The 20,276-nt window shown below is 70.1% G+C and carries 26 protein-coding genes; 21 read left to right on the forward strand and 5 right to left on the reverse strand.

Going from position 1 to position 20,276, the window contains the following annotated elements:
* Nucleotides 1–105 precede the first annotated feature (105 nt).
* The 7 genes from kduI (at nucleotide 106) to ACFQW8_RS09905 (ending at nucleotide 4,958) form a co-directional block, all read left to right on the forward strand.
* On the forward strand, nucleotides 106–930 hold the full coding sequence (gene kduI, locus ACFQW8_RS09875) for a 5-dehydro-4-deoxy-D-glucuronate isomerase (protein ID WP_380086956.1): 825 nt from the start codon (nucleotides 106–108) through the stop codon (nucleotides 928–930).
* Nucleotides 927–1,715, forward strand: coding sequence for an SDR family oxidoreductase (locus ACFQW8_RS09880; RefSeq protein WP_380086957.1), 789 nt, complete (start codon nucleotides 927–929; stop codon nucleotides 1,713–1,715). Before kduI ends, ACFQW8_RS09880 begins: the two co-directional genes overlap by 4 nt.
* Nucleotides 1,712–2,476, forward strand: coding sequence for an IclR family transcriptional regulator (locus tag ACFQW8_RS09885; protein ID WP_380086959.1), 765 nt, complete (start codon nucleotides 1,712–1,714; stop codon nucleotides 2,474–2,476). The genes ACFQW8_RS09880 and ACFQW8_RS09885 overlap by 4 nt, the downstream gene beginning before the upstream one ends.
* Complete coding sequence (gene eda, locus ACFQW8_RS09890; RefSeq protein ID WP_380086961.1) at nucleotides 2,473–3,102, forward strand: bifunctional 4-hydroxy-2-oxoglutarate aldolase/2-dehydro-3-deoxy-phosphogluconate aldolase; 630 nt, start codon at nucleotides 2,473–2,475, stop codon at nucleotides 3,100–3,102. Before ACFQW8_RS09885 ends, eda begins: the two co-directional genes overlap by 4 nt.
* 10 nt (nucleotides 3,103–3,112) lie before the next feature.
* Nucleotides 3,113–3,667, forward strand: a complete 555-nt coding sequence (pyrE, locus tag ACFQW8_RS09895) for an orotate phosphoribosyltransferase (protein WP_380086963.1) — start codon at nucleotides 3,113–3,115, stop codon at nucleotides 3,665–3,667.
* Nucleotides 3,668–3,778: 111 nt separating this feature from the next.
* Nucleotides 3,779–4,522 (forward strand): LemA family protein, encoded by a 744-nt coding sequence (locus ACFQW8_RS09900; RefSeq protein WP_380086965.1) that lies wholly within the window; start codon nucleotides 3,779–3,781, stop codon nucleotides 4,520–4,522.
* 55 nt (nucleotides 4,523–4,577) lie between these two features.
* On the forward strand, nucleotides 4,578–4,958 hold the full coding sequence (locus tag ACFQW8_RS09905) for an FHA domain-containing protein (RefSeq protein ID WP_380086967.1): 381 nt from the start codon (nucleotides 4,578–4,580) through the stop codon (nucleotides 4,956–4,958).
* Between the two features lie 68 nt (nucleotides 4,959–5,026).
* Here ACFQW8_RS09905 and ACFQW8_RS09910 read toward each other — a convergent pair whose 3' ends face one another.
* Together ACFQW8_RS09910 and ACFQW8_RS09915 are read right to left on the reverse strand one after the other, a co-directional pair.
* Nucleotides 5,027–5,491: an META domain-containing protein gene (locus ACFQW8_RS09910; protein WP_380086969.1), complete on the reverse strand. Its 465-nt coding sequence runs from the start codon at nucleotides 5,489–5,491 to the stop codon at nucleotides 5,027–5,029.
* A 37-nt stretch (nucleotides 5,492–5,528) separates the two neighbouring features.
* The gene (locus tag ACFQW8_RS09915; protein WP_380086970.1) at nucleotides 5,529–6,086 is read right to left on the reverse strand and encodes an ArsR/SmtB family transcription factor; all 558 of its coding nucleotides are present in this window, start codon (nucleotides 6,084–6,086) and stop codon (nucleotides 5,529–5,531) included.
* A 52-nt stretch (nucleotides 6,087–6,138) separates the two neighbouring features.
* On the opposite strand from ACFQW8_RS09915, the gene ACFQW8_RS09920 reads away from it, so the two are divergent.
* The 5 genes from ACFQW8_RS09920 to ACFQW8_RS09940 are packed head-to-tail and all read left to right on the forward strand — an operon-like array spanning nucleotide 6,139 to nucleotide 10,922.
* A complete protein-coding gene (locus ACFQW8_RS09920) occupies nucleotides 6,139–7,377 on the forward strand; it encodes an MFS transporter (RefSeq protein WP_380086971.1) in 1,239 nt (412 codons plus the stop codon).
* Between the two features lie 18 nt (nucleotides 7,378–7,395).
* On the forward strand, nucleotides 7,396–8,280 hold the full coding sequence (locus ACFQW8_RS09925; RefSeq protein ID WP_380086972.1) for an ABC transporter ATP-binding protein: 885 nt from the start codon (nucleotides 7,396–7,398) through the stop codon (nucleotides 8,278–8,280).
* Nucleotides 8,277–9,074 (forward strand): ABC transporter permease, encoded by a 798-nt coding sequence (locus tag ACFQW8_RS09930; RefSeq protein ID WP_380086974.1) that lies wholly within the window; start codon nucleotides 8,277–8,279, stop codon nucleotides 9,072–9,074. The genes ACFQW8_RS09925 and ACFQW8_RS09930 overlap by 4 nt, the downstream gene beginning before the upstream one ends.
* Before the next feature lie 7 nt (nucleotides 9,075–9,081).
* Nucleotides 9,082–10,293 carry a sensor histidine kinase gene (locus ACFQW8_RS09935; protein WP_380086976.1) on the forward strand — a complete coding sequence of 404 codons (1,212 nt, stop codon included), beginning with the start codon at nucleotides 9,082–9,084 and terminating at the stop codon, nucleotides 10,291–10,293.
* Nucleotides 10,290–10,922 carry a response regulator gene (locus tag ACFQW8_RS09940; RefSeq protein ID WP_380086977.1) on the forward strand — a complete coding sequence of 211 codons (633 nt, stop codon included), beginning with the start codon at nucleotides 10,290–10,292 and terminating at the stop codon, nucleotides 10,920–10,922. Before ACFQW8_RS09935 ends, ACFQW8_RS09940 begins: the two co-directional genes overlap by 4 nt.
* A gap of 22 nt (nucleotides 10,923–10,944) precedes the next feature.
* On the opposite strand, the gene ACFQW8_RS09945 is transcribed toward ACFQW8_RS09940, so the two are convergent.
* Nucleotides 10,945–11,808, reverse strand: a complete 864-nt coding sequence (locus ACFQW8_RS09945; RefSeq protein WP_380086979.1) for an SDR family oxidoreductase — start codon at nucleotides 11,806–11,808, stop codon at nucleotides 10,945–10,947.
* Nucleotides 11,809–11,905: 97 nt separating this feature from the next.
* Nucleotides 11,906–12,583 (reverse strand): DedA family protein, encoded by a 678-nt coding sequence (locus ACFQW8_RS09950; protein WP_380088643.1) that lies wholly within the window; start codon nucleotides 12,581–12,583, stop codon nucleotides 11,906–11,908.
* Between the two features lie 130 nt (nucleotides 12,584–12,713).
* Between ACFQW8_RS09950 and ACFQW8_RS09955 the strand changes: the two genes are divergently transcribed.
* Nucleotides 12,714–12,998 carry a DUF7218 family protein gene (locus tag ACFQW8_RS09955; RefSeq protein ID WP_380086980.1) on the forward strand — a complete coding sequence of 95 codons (285 nt, stop codon included), beginning with the start codon at nucleotides 12,714–12,716 and terminating at the stop codon, nucleotides 12,996–12,998.
* A 1-nt stretch (nucleotide 12,999) separates the two neighbouring features.
* Here ACFQW8_RS09955 and ACFQW8_RS09960 read toward each other — a convergent pair whose 3' ends face one another.
* Nucleotides 13,000–13,494, reverse strand: coding sequence for a DinB family protein (locus ACFQW8_RS09960; RefSeq protein WP_380086981.1), 495 nt, complete (start codon nucleotides 13,492–13,494; stop codon nucleotides 13,000–13,002).
* A gap of 19 nt (nucleotides 13,495–13,513) precedes the next feature.
* Between ACFQW8_RS09960 and ACFQW8_RS09965 the strand changes: the two genes are divergently transcribed.
* From ACFQW8_RS09965 to ACFQW8_RS10000, 8 genes are all read left to right on the forward strand, one after another.
* Nucleotides 13,514–14,155, forward strand: coding sequence for a TrmH family RNA methyltransferase (locus ACFQW8_RS09965; RefSeq protein WP_380086982.1), 642 nt, complete (start codon nucleotides 13,514–13,516; stop codon nucleotides 14,153–14,155).
* Between the two features lie 55 nt (nucleotides 14,156–14,210).
* Nucleotides 14,211–16,229: a HelD family protein gene (locus ACFQW8_RS09970; RefSeq protein WP_380088645.1), complete on the forward strand. Its 2,019-nt coding sequence runs from the start codon at nucleotides 14,211–14,213 to the stop codon at nucleotides 16,227–16,229.
* A gap of 264 nt (nucleotides 16,230–16,493) precedes the next feature.
* Nucleotides 16,494–17,291, forward strand: a complete 798-nt coding sequence (locus ACFQW8_RS09975) for a DUF222 domain-containing protein (RefSeq protein ID WP_380086983.1) — start codon at nucleotides 16,494–16,496, stop codon at nucleotides 17,289–17,291.
* Nucleotides 17,292–17,478: 187 nt separating this feature from the next.
* Entirely contained in the window at nucleotides 17,479–17,829 is a 351-nt protein-coding gene (locus tag ACFQW8_RS09980) for a YciI family protein (RefSeq protein WP_380086985.1), read from the forward strand.
* 15 nt (nucleotides 17,830–17,844) lie between these two features.
* Nucleotides 17,845–18,207, forward strand: a complete 363-nt coding sequence (locus ACFQW8_RS09985; protein WP_380086986.1) for a YciI family protein — start codon at nucleotides 17,845–17,847, stop codon at nucleotides 18,205–18,207.
* Nucleotides 18,204–18,593 (forward strand): YciI family protein, encoded by a 390-nt coding sequence (locus ACFQW8_RS09990; RefSeq protein WP_380086988.1) that lies wholly within the window; start codon nucleotides 18,204–18,206, stop codon nucleotides 18,591–18,593. Before ACFQW8_RS09985 ends, ACFQW8_RS09990 begins: the two co-directional genes overlap by 4 nt.
* On the forward strand, nucleotides 18,590–18,958 hold the full coding sequence (locus tag ACFQW8_RS09995; protein ID WP_380086990.1) for a YciI family protein: 369 nt from the start codon (nucleotides 18,590–18,592) through the stop codon (nucleotides 18,956–18,958). The genes ACFQW8_RS09990 and ACFQW8_RS09995 overlap by 4 nt, the downstream gene beginning before the upstream one ends.
* Nucleotides 18,955–20,178 (forward strand): RNA polymerase sigma factor, encoded by a 1,224-nt coding sequence (locus ACFQW8_RS10000; protein WP_380086992.1) that lies wholly within the window; start codon nucleotides 18,955–18,957, stop codon nucleotides 20,176–20,178. Before ACFQW8_RS09995 ends, ACFQW8_RS10000 begins: the two co-directional genes overlap by 4 nt.
* Nucleotides 20,179–20,276 lie beyond the last annotated feature (98 nt).

The raw sequence follows: 20,276 nt of genomic DNA on the forward strand, positions 1-20,276 counted from the left end.
GGGCTCTGGCGGCGACGTTGCCGTTGGTGCATAGTGGTTCCATATTCAGCGTCAAGGGAAGTCATTCCCGCTGGACGGAAAAGAATCCTCGAGCCCAGGAGAGCAATGACCGACGTCCGTATCGCCACGCACCCGACGGAGTTCGTCCGCCTCACGCCCGACGAGATGCGTGAGCGCTTCCTCGTGGAGGGCCTGTTCGTCGAGGGCGAGGTCCGGTGGATGCTCAGCCAGAGTGACCGCATCCTCCTCGGCGGAGCCCTCCCCGGCGGCGGGTCGCTGACCCTGGAGGCTCCCCACGAGATCCGCTCGAAGGGGACGCTGACGGACCGCCGCGAGCTCGGTGTCGTCTGCCTGGACGGCTCCGGTTCGGTGGCCGTCGAAGGCGGCGAGACGTATGCCGTCGAGGCCGAGGACATCGTCTACATCGGTTGTGGCACTGGGCAGGTCACGTTGTCGGGGGAGGCGGCGTTCTATCTCGTCAGTGCCCCGGCCCACCTCGCGCACCCGTCAACCCTGATCCGCCGGGCTGACTCCCAGGCGGTCGAGATCGGTGACGAGGAGAAGGCCAGCCGTCGGACGCTCCGCAAGTACGTCCATGACCAGGGGGTCGCGTCGTGCGAGCTCGCCCTGGGCATCACGACGATCGAGCCCGGCAACGTCTGGAACACGATGCCGTGCCACACCCACGACCGGCGGACCGAGTGCTACCTCTACTTCGGCCTCCCGGAGGACGAGCGGGTCATCCACATCGCCGGTCAGCCCGGACAGACCAAGAGCATGGTCGTCGCCGACCGGCAGGCGATCATCTCGCCGCCGTGGTCCGTGCACTTCGGTGCGGGCACCTCCTCCTACAAGTTCGTCTGGTCGACCGCCGGTGAGAACCTCGCCTACGACGACATGGACGCGGTGGCGACGACGGACCTGCGATGACCGTCGAGCCGCAGGGCGAGAGCTGGCTCGAGCAGCAGTTCGGCCTGTCCGGGCGCACGGCTCTCGTCACGGGCGCACGCACCGGCATCGGTCGTGCCTGCGCCCTCGCGCTGGCCTCGGCCGGGGCGGACGTGGTGCTCTGGGGTCGCTCCGAGGGCGACTGCGACGAGGTCGCCGCCGAAGTGGAAGCGTTGGGGCGCAGGGCCTTTGGCGTGGCAGCCGACATCGCGGACCGTGACGCCGTGCAGGCACGTGCCTCCGAGGTCGCGGCCGAGCACCAGGTCGACATCCTCGTCAACAACGCCGGCACGATCCGGCGCACACCAGCCGCCCAGATGTCCTTGGCCGACTGGGACCTCGTGCGCGTCGTCAACCTCGACTCGGTGTGGATCCTCACCCAGACACTGGGTGCGGCGATGGTCTCTCGAGGGGACGGCGCGGTGGTCACCATCGCCTCTCTCCTCACCTTCCAGGGCGGCGTCAACGTGCCGGGATATGCCGCGACGAAGCATGCCGTTGCCGGTCTCACCAAGGCGTTCGCGAACGAGTGGGCCGCCTCGGGCGTGCGCGTCAACGCGGTGGCACCGGGCTACGTGGAGACCAACAACACCGCGGCACTTCGGGCGGACCAGGACCGCTTCGAGTCCATCTCGGCCCGCATCCCGGCGGGACGGTGGGCGACACCGGACGACATCGCGCCAGCGGTCGTCTACCTCGCGAGTCCGGCAGCGGCATACGTGCATGGTCACGTGCTGACGGTCGACGGTGGGTGGATGGCCCGATGACCCAGCTCTCGGCCCTCGAGAAGGCCATCGCCGTGGTCGAGGCCCTGGCCCACGAGCGCCGGCTCAGCGACATCGCGCGCCACACCGGCCTCCCGGTCTCGACTGTGCATCGGATCCTTCAGGAGCTCGTCGGCGTGGGGTGGGCACGCGAGGAGGACGGCCGGACCTACGCGATGGGCGCACGGCTGCTCTCCCTGCCCTCACGCTCGACGGGGACCGATGACCTCGCCAGGCTGGCGCGCCCCCAGCTGCGGCAGCTCTGCCAGGCGAGCGGACGCACGGTGCACTTCGCCGTCCTCGACGGAGACCAGCTCGTCTACCTCGACAAGCACGAGGGCACTCGCGCCTACTCGATGAGGTCCCGCATCGGGATGACGCTTCCGTTGCACTGCACGGCGATCGGCAAGGCTGTGCTGGCGCAGATGGCCGATGCCGATGTGCGCCAGCTTGCCGCCCGGACGGGTCTGCCCCCTCTCACCGCTCGCACGATGACGGACGTGAGCGTGCTCCTGCGCCACCTCGCCAAGGTGCGCAAGAGGGCGTATGCCGTGGACGACGAGGAGAACGAGGCACACACCCGTTGCGTCGGCGCTGCCGTGGTCAACCACCGTGGGGAGCCGATCGGAGGGGTGTCGGTGTCGTCCCTGGCCTTCGACGTGACCGGGGCGGAGGTCGAACAGCTCGGCTCGATGGTCGCCACCACCGCCGGCGCCATCTCGGCGATCCTCGGCAGCCCGGTGGTCGAGGAGGACGCCGGATGAGCGTCGCCTCGCCGCTGGACGTCTCCCCGGTCATCCCCGTCGTCCAGCTCCCCACTCACCCCGACCCCTCCGTGGCCGGGGTGGCGCTGGCTCGAGCGCTGGTCGCCGGTGGCGTCGCCATCATCGAGGTGACGCTGAGGACCGAGGGCGCGGTCCGGGCGATCCGTTCCATCCGTGAGCAGGTTCCGGAGATCCTCGTCGGGGCGGGCAGTGTCCTCGACGTCGGCGGGCTGGACGCGTCCCTCACCGCCGGAGCCCAGTTCATCGTCACGCCCGGGACATCACAGGCCCTGCGCGCCGCACTCGGCGACGTCGACGTCCCCGTGCTGCCGGGTGCCGGCTCGGTGAGTGAGGTCCTCGAGCTCAGGGATGCCGGTCACGCCGAGATCAAGGTCTTCCCGGCTGAGCCGTTGGGTGGGCCCGCCTTCCTCAAGGCCCTGCTGGGACCGGTCGCCGGTGTCCGCATCTGCCCGACGGGAGGGATCACGCAGGCCAGCGCACCGGCATACCTCGAGCTCGACCGGGTTCCGTGTGTGGGCGGTTCGTGGCTCACCCCACCCGATCTCGTCATCACCGAGAACTGGCCCGCGATCACCGCTCTCGCCCGGGCCGCGAGCGATCGGTAGCCTCGGGGCCGTGACTGACATCGCCGCCGACCGGGCCCGCCTGCTGGAGATCATCAGGGACAAGGCCATCGTCCATGGCCGGGTGACGCTCTCCTCCGGCAAGGAGGCCGACTACTACGTCGACCTGCGCCGCATCACGCTCGACGGGGAGGGCAGCCCGCTCGTCGGGCGAGTCATGCGCGACCTGGCCGCTGACCTCGACTTCGACGCCGTCGGCGGCCTGACGCTCGGCGCCGACCCGGTCGCGACGTCGATGCTCCACGCCGCGGCCGCCGCCGGTGAGCGGCTCGACGCGTTCGTCGTGCGCAAGGCCGGCAAGGCGCACGGTCTGCAGCAGCGCATCGAGGGTCCCTCGATCGAGGGTCGTCGCGTGCTCATCGTCGAGGACACCTCGACCACCGGGGCCTCCCCGCTGGACGCCGCGAAGGCCGCCCAGGACGCCGGGGCCACCGTCGTCGCCGTCGCGACCATCGCCGACCGCGCCACCGGTGCGGCACAGGTCTTCGCCGACGCCGGCCTCGAGTATCGGCACGCCTACGGCCTCACCGACCTCGGCCTCGCCTGAGGCCCCGCCTGGGCCTCGCCCGGCACCGGACCTGACCGTCCGTGCATCCCGGACCACACGGCATACAGGCTCTAGGATCGCGACCGAGAGGCCATCAACAGGGGAGCTCCCATGATCACCACCATCATCATCGTTGCCGTCGTCGTCGTCCTCGGGTTGGTCGTCGTCGGCATGTACAACGGCCTCATCAAGCTGCGCAATCTCGTCCAGGAGGCGTGGCGCCAGATCGACGTCGAGCTGACCCGGCGCCACGACCTCATCGGCAACCTCGTCGAGACGGTCAAGGGCTACGCAGCGCACGAGCGAGGCACGCTCGAGGACGTCATCAAGGCGCGCAGCGCGGCCATGGCTCCGGGCCAGTCGCCGGTCCAGCAGGCCGAGAGCGAGAACATGCTCAGCCAGGCGTTGGGGCGTCTGCTGGCGATCGCGGAGGCCTACCCCGACCTCAAGGCGAACCAGAACTTCATGGCGCTGCAGCAGGAGCTCACGAGCACCGAGGACCGCATCGCGTCCTCCCGTCGCTACTACAACGCGACCGTGCGTGACCTCAACACCAAGGTCGAGACGGTCCCGACGAACTTCGTGGCCCGGGTCTTCGGCATCAAGCAGGCCGAGTACTTCGAGGCCGTCGGCGAGCAGCGCGAGGCACCCAGGGTCGACTTCGGCCAGCGCGACGCGACGATCCCGCCGCCGAGCGGGTATGCCGCCCCGTCACCTTCCGCGTCGACCCCGCCTGCGCCGGCGTCCCCGGCGACCACCCCAGCCACCCCGGCCGCTCCGTCCGCCCCGGTGGAGGCCACGCAGCCGATCGACGCTACGACGCCCGGCGACGTCCCGCCCCCGCCGCGCGGCTGACTTCGGCATGTCGGTCCTGGGGGGAGGGCGCCAAGCAGGCGCGGCACAGCCATGGGTGGCCGAGGTCTGGGTCGACCCGCAGTGGTATGAGTGCCAGAGCAGCCCCGACCGCCTTCCCGACCCGCGCCCGCCGACGGTCGTCCCGTTGCGCGGCAGCCAGGTCCTCATCGGCCGGCACAGTGAGATCAAGGCGATCACGCCCCACATCGACTGCGAGCTCGACGCCGGGGTGAGCCGCCGGCATGCACAGCTCACGCGCCACAACTTGGGCTGGGTCGTCGAGGACCTGGGGTCAGCGAACGGCACCTATGTCAGCAACGTCGTCGGCGACATCCCCGACGACCCGATCGACGCCGGTCTTCCGATCGGTTCCGGCGCCGTGCTCTACCTCGGGTCGTGGACCCGCATCGTCCTCCGCCAGGGCGCGCCCGTCTGACTGTGACCCAGGACTCGAGGCGACCACTTCTTGATGAGCCGGGCAGGGAGAGGTGGTCGGCTCGCCGGCTACTGGTCGCCCCGTGCGAAGCCGATCCATCCCGCGTCGGTGTCGAACGCGAGCATCGGCCCCTTGAGCTGCACGGTGGCACGGTCGTCGATGAGGGCGGCCAGCCACGCGTCCCGTGCGGTCAGCTCGGCGGGGCAGCCGATCTCCGTCGACACGATGCCGTCGACCGCGACGAGTCGATGGTCCTCGACGGCCACCTCTGCACTCAGCTGATTGCAACCGGCATGGAAACGCATGTCGTCGCCCGAGATCGAGAGCCGCACGGGCGCAGACCAGGGCTCGGTGCCGTCGTAGGCGAAACCGGCGTTCGACACCCACTCGCCCTGCACGCCGTCGAGGGAGTCGAGCCAGCCCGCGTCGTTTGATGCCACACCACGAGTGGACGACACGGCATACGCAGCACCGAGCAGGACTGCCGCGACCACCGCGACCACGGTCCAGGCGCGCCTAACTGAAGCTCTCATGGTGCTTGGACCTCTGCGCGCACCCGATCGGTTCCGTTCACTTCTCCGACGGGAGGATCAGCGCGTAGACGTCCCACGGCTGCGCGTCCTCGGGGTGGTCGCGCCGCGTGCGGCCGCGGTGCTTGCGGAACAGCTCGTCGAGCTGCTCCTTGAGCTCCACGAGCTCGTCGTCGGTGATCCACAGCCGCCCGCGCGAGGTCATGCCGGTCTCGGTCGCGGACTCGAGGGAGGCGGCGAGCCGGTCGAGTCCCGCGTCGAGCCCGACGAACCACTTCGCCAGCGAGGTCCGGCTGAGGTCACGCCCGGCGGCCCGGTGCGCCTCGGGAAGGATCGAGATCGTGTTCGCGGTCGAACGCCAGGGTCGTTCGCGTCCGTCGCTCGAGGAGTCACGTTCGACGGCGCCCCACTTCTCGAGCGCCCGCAGGTGATAGCTCGTCGCCGACGGTGTGAGGCCCACGAGCCGCGCCGCCTCCGTCGCGGTGAGGACCTCGCCCGAGAACAGCTCGGTGATGAGGCGCTGCCGGGCGGGATGGGCCAGCGCACGGAGCGCTCGCGGGTCGGTGATCCGCAGCTCGTCGGGTCGCTTGGTCGCCATGGTTCGAGTCTAGGTGTTGACGCGGGAAACGTGAAGCATTACCTTCACAACTATGAAGCAACTACTTCACGAATATCATCGGGTCCTGACGATCGGTCAGGCACGCCTCGTGCTCGGTGCCACGGTGGGGTCGCTTATCGGAGACGTCATGGCGATGGTGGCGCTCCTGCTTCACCTGCACGACCGGGGCCACGGCCCGTATGCCGTCATGACTCTGCTCATCTGCTTCGCCCTCCCGCTCGTCCTCACCATGGGTCTCGCCGGTTCGGTCGCCGACTCCCACCCGCCGCGTCTGGTCCTGCTCGTGGCCCTGTCGGCGCAGGCCGTGGGTGCCCTGGGACTCGTCATGGCGCCGTCGCTCGTCTGGACGTGCATCGGCGTCCTCGTCATGCAGACCGGCTTCGCCTTCGCCATGCCGGTCTGGAATGCCGTGATGCCCCTCGTCGTCGGGGACGAGCTCTCCGGCACCTACGTCTCGTTGGCGCAGGGCCTGCGAGCGGTCGCCTCGCCGCTGGGTGCTGCACTGGCTGGGGTCGTCGTCCAGCAGTGGGGGACTCGGGCGGCACTCGGGGTCAACGCGGCGACCTTCCTCGCAGTCATCGCTGCTGCCCTGGCGTTGCGCGTCAACCGCTCCACGGTCGAGAGCCGACACTCGCTGCTGCCCCGAGACGGCCTCCGGGTCCTTCGTGCGGACCCAGTCATGAGCGCGCTGGTGCTGGGTGTCATCCCCATCATCCTCACGCTGGAGGCCGTCAACGCCGTCGAGGTCTTCCTCGTGCGAGGTGAGCTCGGGGCCTCACCGGCGCAGTTCGGTCTTGCCGAAGCCGCCGGTGGGGTGGGCGCCGTGGTCGGCGCCTTTGCCGCGGCGGCGCTGCGGACACGCGACGACCGGGTCCGTGCCATCCTCATCGGCCTCGCGGTCGTCCCGCTGCTGCAGATCGGACAGGGTCTGGCTCCGGAGGTCTGGGTGTATGCCGTGGCCGCCTTTGCGGTCGGCCTCGCTCTCGGCGTCGTCAACGCTGCGATCTTCGCGCTCCTCCTGCGCGAGATCGCCGAGGGCGACCGCGGCAAGGTGCTCGCGCTCGTCAGCGGCCTGTCCCGGACGGCGACCATCGGTGCCCTGGCCATCGGCGGAGTCCTCGGCACCCAGGTCGGTGCGCGGACGGCATACGTCGTCTGTGGTGTCGTCGGGCTCCTCATCGCGGCCACGGCCGCCCTCCGGGTTCGGGCGGGAGTCCACCGATCGGTGGACGACGTATCCACCCGCCGGTCGGTGCGGCAGCGCACCTGAGCGCGCGATGCTGAGGACATGACAGCGATCAGCGTGCGTGGCCTCGTCAAGGACTACGGCACCAAACGGGCCGTGGCGGACCTCGACCTCGACATCGAGGCCGGTGAGGTCTTCTCGCTCCTCGGTCCCAACGGTGCCGGCAAGACGACGACCGTCGAGATCCTCGAGGGCTTCCGGACCCGCGACTCCGGTGAGGTGAGCGTCCTGGGTGAGGATCCTCAGTCCGCAAACCGGTTGTGGCGCAACCGGATCGGCATCGTCCTGCAGAGCTCGTCCGGGCTTGACCTCCTCACGCCGCGCGAGATCCTCGCGTCGACCGCCCGCACCTACTCGACGCCTCGCACCGTCGACGAGGTCATCGCGGCCGTCGGTCTCGAGGAGAAGGCCGATGCGCGGATCGCCGGGCTCTCGGGTGGGCAGCGTCGGCGGCTCGACGTCGCGCTCGGCATCATCGGCCGACCCGAGCTGCTCTTCCTCGACGAGCCCACGACCGGCTTCGACCCGCAGGCGCGCCGGGACTTCTGGGGCCTCATCCGCAGCCTCGCCGCCGAGGGCACGACGATCCTGCTCACGACCCACTACCTGGACGAGGCCGAGCAGCTCGCCGACCGGGTCGGCGTCATCGCCGCCGGCACGCTCCTCGCGCTCGACACCCCGGCCAACCTCGGCGGCCGCGCCTCCGAGGAGGCCACGGTCTCGTGGACCGAAGGGGGCCGGCGGCGAAGCCTCCGCTCGGCGACCCCCACCCTCGAGGTGGCCCGGCTCTCGCAGCGGCTCGGCGGCGAGGTCCCCGAGCTCGCGGTCAGCAGGCCGTCGCTCGAGGACACCTACCTCTCGCTCATCGCGCCGCACGTCAATGACGCAGCGGCCACCACTGACACCTCGATGGAGGTCATGGCATGAACGCGGTCTCCCTGGGGCTCGACCGGACCGTGATCGAGCTCAAGATGTACTCGCGCGAGAAGGAGGCCGTCTTCTTCTCCTTCCTCTTCCCGATCCTCATGCTTGCCCTCTTCTCGGTCATCTTCGGCGAGAGCATGGAGGCGGGTGGCGCCGAGATGAGCGCTGCGGCCTACTTCCTCCCCGGCATGATCTCGGCCGGCATCCTGCTCACCTCCTTCCAGACGATGGCCATGTCGGTCGCCGCCGAACGCGACGACGGCACGCTCAAGCGCCTCCGCAGCACGCCCATGCCACCGGTGTCCTACTTCCTGGGCAAGGTCGGCCTCGTCGTCGTCACGGCGCTGGCGCAGCAGGCGCTGCTCCTCGCCGTCGCCACGTTCGCCTTCGGCGTCGACCTGCCCGACACCGCCGCACGGTGGCTGACCTTCGCCTGGGTCTTCGGCCTCGGCGCCTTCGCCGGCACGGTCCTCGGCACGGCGTACAGCTCGCTCGCCTCGGCCAGGAGCGCCGGCGCCGTGGTGGTCGCGCCGATGCTCCTCCTGCAGTTCATCTCGGGCGTCTACTTCGCCTTCACCGACATCCCCGGATGGCTCCAGCAGGTCGCCTCGGTGTTCCCGCTCAAGTGGATCGCGCAGGGCATGCGCTCGGTCTTCTTCCCCGACGTCATGGCATCCATCGAGATGGGCGGCGCCTGGGAGCTCGGGCGCACGGCCCTCGTGCTCGGTGTGTGGGCCCTGGGCGGACTCGTCCTATGCGTCCTCACCTTCCGCTGGTTCAAGCGCGGCACGACATGATGAGCCGGTGACCACCACACCAGCCTCACCCGCAGAGCTGTCGAGCGACCAGCTCGCGGCCATGTGGCGCGGGCAGGCGAGGTGGTGGCACCTCAGCTGCTACGCCCTCATCACGACGGCCCTCGTCATCGTCCTCATCGAGCCGCCGGGTCCGCACGGCCGCCTGCCGACGCTCCTGCTGCTCTCGGGCGTGGGACTCTCCTACGCGCTCTTCGGGCGACGGGCGATCCAACGTGAGGCGACCCGGTATGCCGTGCTCCATCAGCTCTGCGCGTGGGCCTGCCTCCTCACGATCATCGTCATCGACCCCGAGTTCGAGTCGTGGCTGCTCTTCTTCTGCCTCTTCCCGCAGATCTGGGCCACGTTCGAGAAGCGCCCGGCGCTCGTGGCCACCGGGCTCGCCCTCGCGGCACTCTTCACCGCGGCCGTCGTCCCGGCCGACGATCCCGCCGAGGAGGTGCCCGGCGCGCTCGTGTCCGTCCTCATCTCCTTCGTGCTCTCGGCAGCCCTCGGCATGTTCATCCACCGGATCATCGGCGAGGCCGAGGAGCGGGCCATGGTCATCGACGAGCTGCGCGCCACGCGGGCCCAGCTCGCCGCCGTCGAGCGCGCCCAGGGCGTGCAGGACGAGCGCAGCCGACTCTCCCGAGAGATCCACGACACCCTCGCGCAGGGCTTCACCTCGGTCATCGCGCTGTCCCGGGCGGCCGGCTCCGCCCTCGACCGTGACGACGTCGACACGGCACGGGAGCGGCTCTCGATGATCGAGAGCACCGCCGTCGACAACCTCGCCGAGGCCCGCATCATCGTCGCCGAGCTCACCCCGGGACACCTCCAGTCCCGCACGCTCGTGGAAGCGCTGGCCCGGCTCGCCGACACGATGACCCGGGAGACCGGCATACGGGTCTCGTCGTCCGTCACCGGTGAGCCCGCGCCGCTCGGTGGCAACGCCGAGGTGGTCGTCCTGCGAGGTGCCCAGGAGGCGCTCTCCAACGTCCGACGGCACTCGGGGGCAGGGGCCGCGGCTGTGACGCTCGACTACGCCCCGGAACGGGTGGCGCTCGAGGTGACCGACGACGGTGACGGCTTCGACCCCGCGACGGCCCGCGGCTTCGGGCTCGACGGGCTGCGGGCTCGCGCGGCCGCGCTCGGGGGAGACGTGACCATCGCTCCCGCGCGACCGCGGGGGACCCGGCTCGTGATGGAGCTGCCCCGATGATCCGCATCCTCGTCGTCGACGACCATCCCGTCGTGCGGGCCGGCATGGTGGCGCTGCTCAGCGAGCTCGAGGACCTCGAGGTCGTCGGCGAGGCCGGCAACGGCGCCGAGGCGATCGCCCTCGCTCCCGGGCTGGCGCCGGACGTCGTCCTCATGGACCTGCGCATGCCGGTCATGGACGGCGCCGAGGCCACCGCACGACTGCGCGCCCAGCCCGATGCGCCCGAGGTGCTCGTCCTCACGACCTATGACACCGACGCCGACATCGTGCGGGCCGTCGAGTCAGGTGCTCGGGGCTACCTGCTCAAGGACACGCCGCCGTCGGTCCTCGCCGACGCCATCCGCCGGGCCGCGCTGGGCGAGACGGTCCTTGCCCCGCCGGTGGCGGCCAGGCTCGCGGAGCGGCTGCGGGCACCGGCGAGGGCCGACCTGACCCCACGTGAGCTCGACGTGCTGCGTGCCGTCGCCCGGGGCCTGTCGAACTCCGAGGTCGGTCGTGAGCTCTTCATCGGTGAGGCGACGGTCAAGACCCACCTGCTGCGGATCTTCACCAAGCTCGACGTGACGGACCGGACCGCGGCGGTCACGGCGGCATACACGCTCGGTCTGATCGCCGTGCCCGGGAGGTGAGTCCCGGCACGGCGTGCCGGTCCTAGAAGACCGGGCGCCCGCCAGTGACTCCGAGGACGGTTCCCGAGACATAGCTCGCCTCTTCGGACGCGAGGAAGACATAGGCGGCCGCCACCTCGACGGGATGGCCGGCTCGCCCCAGGGGCGTGTCGGCGCCGAAGTTCTCGACCTTCTCGGGCGGCATGGTCGCAGGGATGAGCGGGGTCCAGATCGGCCCCGGCGCAACGGCATTGACGCGCACGCCGCGTTTGCCGAGCTGGCTGGCGAGGTTGACGACCATGTTGTTGAGCGCGGCCTTCGTCGCTGCGTAGTCGAGCAGCTGCTCGGACGGTTCGTAGGCCTGGATCGAGGTCGTGATGATCACGCTGCCCTCGCTCTTCTCGAGCTCTCCGGCGAGTGCCTGGACGAGCCAGAAGGGCGAGAAGACGTTGGTCGCGAAGGTCCGCTGGATCTGCTCCGGTGGGAAGGCCTCGATCTGGTCGAAGGTCATCTGGTATGCCGCGTTGCAGACGAGGACGTCGAGTCCCCCGAGGGCCTTCACCGCGTCCTTGGCGAGCTGCTGGTTGGCCGCGAGCTCGGTGAGGTCCGTCGCGAACAGGTGCGCCGTACCTCCGACCTCTTTGACGACGCGAGCCGTGTCCTCGGCGTCGCCCTGCTCCTCGGACAGGTGGGCGATCGCTACCGTCGCGCCCTCCTTGGCCATGGTGATGGCCACCGCGCGCCCGATGCCGGAGTCACCTCCGGTGATGAGGACCCGCTTGCCGTCGAGGCGTCCACGACCGGTCCACGACGTCTCACCGTGGTCCGGTGCCGGGGTGAGTTCGCCCGTGGTGCCGGGCCACTCCTGCGACTGGGCTTCGATCTGGGTGAGCTTGGCGCGGGTCATGGGTCCTCGTTCCTTTCGGCGGGAGCGGTGCGTGATCTGCGTTCTGCCAGTTTCCTTACCCGGACGCCGAGGAATCAAGCGTCGAGAAGGGTCCCGGTCAGACGCGGTCGTCGCGGAGGTCGTCGATGACCTCGTCGGTCTCCTCGATGACGATGCGGGTGGCGCTGCGGTGACGGATGAACTCGATCACCATCGGCACCACCGACACCGCCACGATGACGAGGATCGCTGCTTCGAGGTTCTCGTGGATGAGCTCGATGCCGCCGAGGAAGTAGCCGAGGAGGGTGATGCCGGTGGCCCAGAGCACGGCGCCGACCCCGCTCCAGACGAAGAAGTGGCGGCGGTCCATCCGGCTCACCCCTGCGACAACGGTGATGAAGGTGCGCACGATGGGCACGAACCGGCCGAGGACGAGGGCCTTGGCGCCGTGCTTCTCGAAGAACTCGTGCGTCTGGTCGAAGTACTTCTTCTTGATGAAGCGTCCGTCGCGCTCATAGAGGGGGGCACCGATGGCGCGGCCGATCTCGTAGCCGACGACGTTGCCGACGAACGCCGCGAGGCTGAGGATCAGGCAGGCCACCGCGATGTTGATGCCGATGTCGCCGCGGCTGATGAACAGGCCGACGGCGAAGAGCAGGGAGTCACCGGGCAGGATCGGGAAGAGCAGCCCGCACTCGATGAAGACGATCGCGACGCTGACCCAGAAGAACTGGGAGCCGAAGCGGTCGAGGAGCCACTGGGGGTCCATCCAGTCGGGGCCAAGCGTCGGCATCATCACGCGCGCAAGGGTATGCCGTGTGGCTGGGCGTGCGCTGGACGGCTCGCCCCCGTGGGTGGGTCACGTTGCAAAGTGCGAGCGTCGGGCGCAGGGTGGATGGGGACTGCACTCGACCGGAGGAGGAGCCATGCCACAGGGCAGGAGCGGTGCGAAGGACCCGGGTCCGAGCATCAAGGATCCGAAGCTCTACGAGGAGCTGCGCGATGACGGCGCGAGCAAGGAGAAGGCCGCACGCATCTCCAACGCGGCCGCAGCCAGCTCGCGCTCGAAGGTCGGTGAGCGCGGTGGTGAGGCCGAGAACTACGAGGACCGCACGGTCGACGAGCTGCGCAAGCGCGCGGGCGAGATCGGCATCGAGGGTCGCTCCTCGATGAACAAGGACGAGCTGATCGACGCCCTGCGCAACCACTGAGTCACTGGCCGGTGCGGCCGTCGATGCACTCCCGCAGCAGGTCGGCGTGTCCAAGATGCTGCGCGTACTCCTCGATGAGGTGGACGACGACATCGCGAACGTTGAGCTGCCCGTGGTGGTGGCCGTCGACCACGGCACCCATGTCGTCATGCGCCGCGAGCCATTCCTGGCCGTAGGCGACCTCGACCCGCCAGGCCGCCCACGCCTCGTCGACCGCGGACTGCTCGCCCACGACGTCGTTGAAGTCGGCGTCGGCGCCCCGCGGGCCCCAGAGCCGTTCCGGACTCTCTCCCGCCAGCGCGCGACGCCACCAGCCGCGCTCGACCTCGGCGAGGTGCCGCAGCAGACCCAGCAGCGACATCGACGAGGGGGGCACCGAGCGCAGCGCCAGCTGCTCCGGCGTCAGCCCCTCGCACTTCTTCTCGAACGCCTCGCGGCGGCTGTCGAGGTAGTCGGCGTAGTTGTCTCTCTCGCCCAGCAGGGGCTTCTCACTCATGCCTGCCATTGTTGGGCCCGTGAGTGACGAGCGCGAGCGCATTGCCGATGGCGAGGTCGGTGTCGGACCGTGGGAGGGGGCGTGGCCCGACGACGAGAGGCTCGACCCGGACCTGCTCCGCGACGGCGACCGCCGCAACGTCGTCGACGGCTATCGCTACTGGCGTCACGAGGCGATCGTCGCCGACCTTGACACCCGCCGCCACGACTTCCACGTCGCCATCGAGAACTGGGAGCACGACTTCAACATCGGCTCGGTCGTGCGCACCGCGAACGCGATGGGCGCCGCGGCCTTCCACATCGTGGGTCGACGCCGATGGAACCGACGAGGTGCGATGGTCACCGACCGCTACCAGCACGAGCACCACCACTCCACGCCCGGTGACCTGGCGACGTGGGCGGCAGCGAACGGCATACGCCTCATCGGGGTCGACAACCTGCCCGGCAGCCGCGCTCTGGAGACCTATGACCTGCCGCGGAACGCGATGCTCGTCTTCGGGCAGGAGGGGCCGGGGTTGTCCGAGGCGATGCGCGCCGAGTGCGAGGCGACCCTCCACATCGAGCAGTTCGGCTCGACCCGGTCGATCAACGCCGGCGCCGCGGCGGCCATCGCGATGCACGCGTGGGTGCGACGGCACGTGTTCGACCAGCCGATCGCCTAGGCTGTCTCTTCCCCCCATCACACCCTGAGCTCAGGAGAGGCACTTCGTCATGCCCATGAACGAGGAGCTCACGGCAGAACAGACCCATCTCGCGACCGCACGCGCCGAGCTGGCCCGCATGCGCGAACGCACCCTCGCCCTCGACGTCCAGGGCGGCAACGCGGCGTCGTCGGAGGCGCTCGCCGAGACCCTCTGGCGGCGTGCCCGCTCACTCGAGGACGATCCCACGACGGCACTCTTCTTCGGCCGCGTGGACCTCGACACCGACGAGCGTTGGTACATCGGTCGTCGGCACGTCACCGACGACGCCGGCGACCCGCTCGTCATCGACTGGCGGGCGCCGGTGTCGACGACCTTCTATCGCGCATCGCACTCCGAGCCCATGGGCGTGCGGCTGCGTCGCCGCTTCGGCTACGACCACGGCTCGATCACGGCGCTGGAGGACGAGCACCTCCTGGACGCGGCCGAGCCAGAGGCGCGCTCGCAGATCCTCGCCACGGAGATCGAGCGCCCCCGGGTCGGTCCCATGCGCGACATCGTCGCGACGATCCAGCCCGAGCAGGACGCGCTCGTGCGCGTCGACGCGACCACGACGGTCTGCATCCAGGGTGCGCCCGGCACCGGGAAGACCGCGGTCGGCCTGCACCGGGCGGCCTGGTTGCTCTATGCCTATCGCCAGCGGCTGGGGCGCAGCGGTGTCCTCGTCATCGGCCCCAACGAGGCCTTCCTCGAGCACATCGGTGCCGTGCTCCCCACGCTCGGCGAGGTCGAGGTCCGGCACACGAGCATCGAGGCGCTCACGGCGTCGGTGCCGATCCGGGCGACAGAAGAGACGGCCGTCGCACAGCTCAAGGGCGACGCGCGGATGGCTCGGGTGCTGCACCGCGCCGTGTGGTCGCACCTCGTGCCGCCCGAGGAGGCCATGGTCGTGCCGCGCGGGTCACGCGTATGGCGCGTGGCGACCTATGACGTCGCGCCACTGGTCGACGGGCTCGCAGGCCGCGAGATCCGTTATGAGGCAGCGCGCGCGCTGTTGCCGCAGCGGCTGGCCCACTCGGTGCTCGTGAAGATGGAGGCACTGGGGGAGTACCCCGACGACCGCGTCCAGGACGCCATCGCGCGCAGCGCCCCCGTCAAGGCGTATGCCGGCTCGATCTGGCCCAAGGTCGACGCCCGTGCGCTGCTGCACCGGTTGCTGTCGGATGCGGACGCGCTCGCGGCGGCGGCCGACGGGGTGCTGTCGCAGGACGAGCAGAAGGTGTTGCTCTGGGAGAAGCCCTCTCGCACAGCGGGATCCGCGAAGTGGACCCTCGCCGACGCGGTGCTGCTCGACGAGCTCGGTGATCTCCTCAACCGGACGCCGAGCCTGGGTCACGTGGTGCTGGACGAGGCGCAGGACCTGTCACCGATGCAGCTGCGGGCGGTGGGTCGGCGGTGCTCGACCGGGGCCGCGACCATCCTCGGGGACATCGCCCAGGGCACCACCCCGTGGTCGACGGCGTCGTGGGCCGAGAGCCTCGAGCACCTCGGCAAGCCCGACGGCATCGTGTCGGAGCTGCGTCGTGGGTTCCGGGTGCCGGCGTCGGTCATCGAGTTCGCGGCCCGGTTGCTGCCCCAGGCGGCCCCTGGTCTCGCAGCGCCGGAGTCGGTGCGAGACAACCCTGGTCGGCTCGACCTCGTTCTTGTCGCGGGCGCAGGGCTCGTGAGTGCGGTTGTGACAGAGTTGGATCGGCTGATGGCACTCCCGGGCAGCATCGGCGTCATCGTGCCGGACGCCCGGGTCGCTGACGTCTCTCGAGCCCTGCAGGCCGCCGGGATCGAGCACGGCACTCTTGGTGCCACGCACGGCGACGTCGAGCACCAGGTCGACGTCGTGCCTGCGACGGTGGCCAAGGGCCTGGAGTTCGACCACGTCCTCGTGCTCGAACCGGCCGAGATCGCCGCGGCGGAGCCCGACGATCGGACCGGTCTGCGGCGCCTCTACGTCGTCCTCACCCGAGCCGTCTCCGACCTCACCGTCGTCCACTCCAAGCCACTCCCTCCGGCTCTGCAGGATGAGCACCCCATCACGTGAATTCCACTGCGCAAGTTGCGTGTTCAGCCCAACCTGGTTGTGGACAAAGTTGATCGTGGAACACATGTTCGAGTAGTGTGGGGTCATGGAGAGCACTGCTGCGACCGCCGTCCTGGAGGGCCGGTATGCCGCGTTGTCTGCTTCGGCTTCCACGTTGAGTTCCGAGGAGCTTCTGGATGTGATCGAGTCGGCGCAGCGGGAGAAGGACGCGGCGTCGGCGCGGCAGGCGGTGGCGTTGGCGCACTGTCGGCGCTTGACTCGCACGTGCAGGAGGACGGCACGTCGGTCGAGGTGCACCACGGGTTGGGGTACCAGCGGTTGGATGCCCCGGAGCTGGCTGCGCCCCGGTTGGGGTGTTCTGTCCATGTCGCGACGAACCGGGTCCTGGATGCGATCCGTCAGCTGACCCGGACCCCGGCCGTGGTCGATGCGATGGCCTCGGGTGAGCTGGACGAGCAGCGGGCGCGGGTCGTGACGGAGGAGACCGAGTTCCTGTCGGCGGAGTCCGCGGCGGAGGTGGTGGACCGGGTCAAGGGCGTGTGGGGGCAGCTGACGACCGGTCCGTTGCGCCGGCTGCTGGCGCGCACGGCGGCGCAGGTCGACCCGGACGCGGTGACCGCGCACGCGCAGGACGAACGCGCCCGGCGCGGGCTCACCCGGCGCACCGGGGTGCACGGCACGGACCACTGGCGCGGGGACTTCAAGGTGGAGCAGGCCCGGACCGCGTGGGCCGCGGTGACCGAGCGTGCCCGCCAGCTCGTGCGTGTCGACCACTTGCACCTTGTCACCGCCGAAGCGACACATCGCGACCTCCGCGCCTCGAACCGCGCCACAGTCGACCCCGCCGACATCCCCACCACCTTCGAGGAAGAGCTCATCGAGCTCCTCGGCGGACCCGACAACGCCGCACCCCGCGCCTACCCGGTCTCGTTCGACATCGACGGCAACACCTACGGCAGCCCACCACCCACGATCGACCTCGACCACAGCCCCAGCTGGAAGCGCTACCGGATCGACCTCCTACCGCGACCACCACAGCACCCGCAGACCATCCCGTTCTAGAGGGTCCAGGCGAGCACGGCGAGTCGGGGACCGGCGTGGAGGCGAACGGCATACAGCGCTTCTGGCGGCATCGACCTTGGCTCGTCCACGAGTTCCGGTCGAGTTGTCGATTCGGCTGTGGTTCGCTCGTCAGGGAAGTGAGGTCGCACTCGCGCCCTCGCATCCAGCCGACCACAAGGAGATCCCGATGAGCCGCTTTCTCGTCCTGCTGCCCGCACCCGAGGCGGAGTGGGCTGAGCTCCCGCCCGAGGAGCACGAGAAGGGGCAGCGTTCCCACGAGCAGTTCTACCGCGACCTCGCCGCCGGTGGGCACGAGATCCTCGCCACGAGCCCTTTGGAGCCTTCGGCGCAGGCCGTGTCGATGCGCCCCGGCAAGGACGGTGGTGCGGCTCTCGTCACCGAGGGCCCGTTCACCGAGTCCGCAGAACAGGTCGTCGGCTTCTATCTCCTCGAGTCCGAGGACGCTGACGACCTGAGGCGCATCTGCGAGCAGTTCGCGGCCCGTGGTGAACACCTCGAGCTCCGCCGGTTGGCCTGAGAGAAGGAGAACGTCATGAAGGAATACGTCGTGCTCATCGTCGGAGACGCCGACCGCTGGTGGACGTCGATGACGGAGGAAGAACGAGCAGCCGGGTATGCCGCATACACGCGTTTCGACGAAGAGCTCGGCAAGCGTGGACACACCGTGACCGGCGGCGCCGAGCTACAGGGCAGTGCGACGGCGAAGTCCATCCCGGCAGGCGGCGGCCCCGTGACCGACGGTCCGTTCGCGGAGTCGGCGGAGCAGGTGGGTGGCTTCTACCAGGTCCAGACCGAGGACCTAGACGACCTGCTCGACTGCTGCCAGCTGATCGCCCAGCTCGGCGACGCCATCGAGGTGCGGCCGGTCAACACCCCCGAGGACCGTGCGTCATGACCTCCCGCTATGTCGTCCTGCTCCCGGGTGACGAGTCGTCGTGGGAGGAGGCGTCGCCGGAGCAGCGCGACACGGTCTATGCCCGGCACCAGGAGTTCGCCGACCGGCTCACGGCCGGGGGGCACTCGGTCGTCGGCGGCGCCGAGCTGACGCACTCTCGTGAGGCCAAGCTCGTCCGGGCGGATGCGGCGGGGAAGGTCGTCATCACGGACGGGCCCTACGCCGAGACGGCCGAACAGCTCACCGGCTATTACGAGGTCGAGACGGACGACCTCGACGACCTGCTCCAGGTCGTGGGCATCCTCGCGGGTCCCGACCACGGTCGCACCGGGATGGGCGGCGTCGAGGTGCGTCGCGTCGCCACCGCCGAGGGCCGGGAGTCATGAAGCGCTACCTCGTCCTCCTGGCCTACGAACCGGGTGGCTGGGAGGCGGCGACCCCCGAGGAGCGACAGGTCTACGTGGACGGGCACAACGCGTTCCACGCCTTCGTCGACGAGCACGGCCGCCGGGTCAGCGGCGCGGCCTTGGCCGACGCCGACACGGCGACGACGATCCGACGCCGTGACGGCAGGGCGCTCGTGACCGACGGACCGTTCGTCGAGTCGGTCGAGATGATCGGTGGCTACTACGACATCGAGCTCCCCGACCTCGACGTCGCCATTGCGGCCGCGTCCATGCTGCCGCCGGCCTACACGGTCGAGATCCGGGCCGTCATCGAGCTCGACGACGCCGGTGAGCAGGTCGGATGACCGCACTCGAGCGCGTCGTGCGCGAGGAGTGGGGCCGACTCGTCGCCCTGCTCCTCGCGCAGTTCCGACGGCTCGACCTCGTCGAGGACGCGCTCGCCGACGCCGTCGCCACGGCCCAGACCCGCTGGCCGGACGACGGCGAGCCCGACAACCCCAGCGCCTGGCTCGTCACGGCAGCCCGGCGTCGCATCCTCGACCGGCTCCGTGCCGAGACGATGGCCGCACGCAAGGAGCCGCTGCTCCTCGTCGAGGCAACCCGTCAGCCACAGGAGGGCGTCATGGCCGATGACGGCTCGCTCGTCGACGACGACCTGCTCCGCCTCGTCCTAATGTGCGCCCACCCCGCGCTGCCGCCGGAGGGTGCGAGCGCCCTGTCGCTGCGGCTCGTCATGGGCATCTCCACCGCGGACGTCGCCCGGCTCTTCCTCGTTCCCGAGGCGACCATGGCAGCCCGGATCACGCGTGCCAAGAAGAAGATCGTCACCGCGGGGATCCCGTTCGCCATCCCCGGGACCGATGCCCTCGGTGAGCGGCTCGACGTCGTGGCCCACACGGCATACCTCGCCTTCACCGCCGGCTACGCGCCCGGCAGCGGGCCAGACCTGCTGCGCGCCGAGCTCGCGGGTGAGGCGATCCGGCTCGCCCGCGTCACCCACGCCCTGAGGCCCACGGACACGCTCGCCCACCTCATCGCCCTCATGGCACTCCAACACTCGCGACGTGACGCTCGGGTTGCACCCGACGGGTCGCTCGTGCTCCTGCCGGACCAGGACCGTCGCCGCTGGCACCACGACGAGATCGCCGAGGCCCTGGCGCTGCTCGAGGCGACAGAGCCACCGGTCCCCGTCACCGCACTGTCCGAGAGCTTCCGGCTCCAGGCGCGCATCGCCGCCGAGCACGCGACCGCCCCGTCACCCGAGGCGACCCGCTGGGACCGCATCACGACCCTGTATGCCGTGCTCGAGCAGGTCACCCCCTCACCTGCGGTGCGTGTCGCCCGCGCCGTGGCCGTGGCAGAGGCAGAGGGTCCTCGGGCCGGGCTGCTGCTCCTCGACGGCGTCGAGCTGCCGGGGCACCGCCTTCCTGCCGTCCGCGGGGAGCTCCTCGCGCGGGCAGGGGACCGTGCGGGCGCCAGTGAAGAGCTCGCACGAGCCATGGCGCTGTGCGACAACGTGATCGAGCGCGCCCACCTCTCCAGCCGCCTGGGCGAGCTGGCGTAGCCCTCGGACGTCGGCGAGGGTCATGCCGTGGTTCGCCGACCCGGTTACTGGCCGGTCGTTGGGCACGCCTGTCGCCACAAGCACCCCTCGTGGAAGGA

The sequence above is a fragment of the Knoellia altitudinis genome (assembly GCF_042666355.1).
Classification (GTDB): Bacteria; Actinomycetota; Actinomycetes; order Actinomycetales; family Dermatophilaceae; genus Knoellia; species Knoellia altitudinis.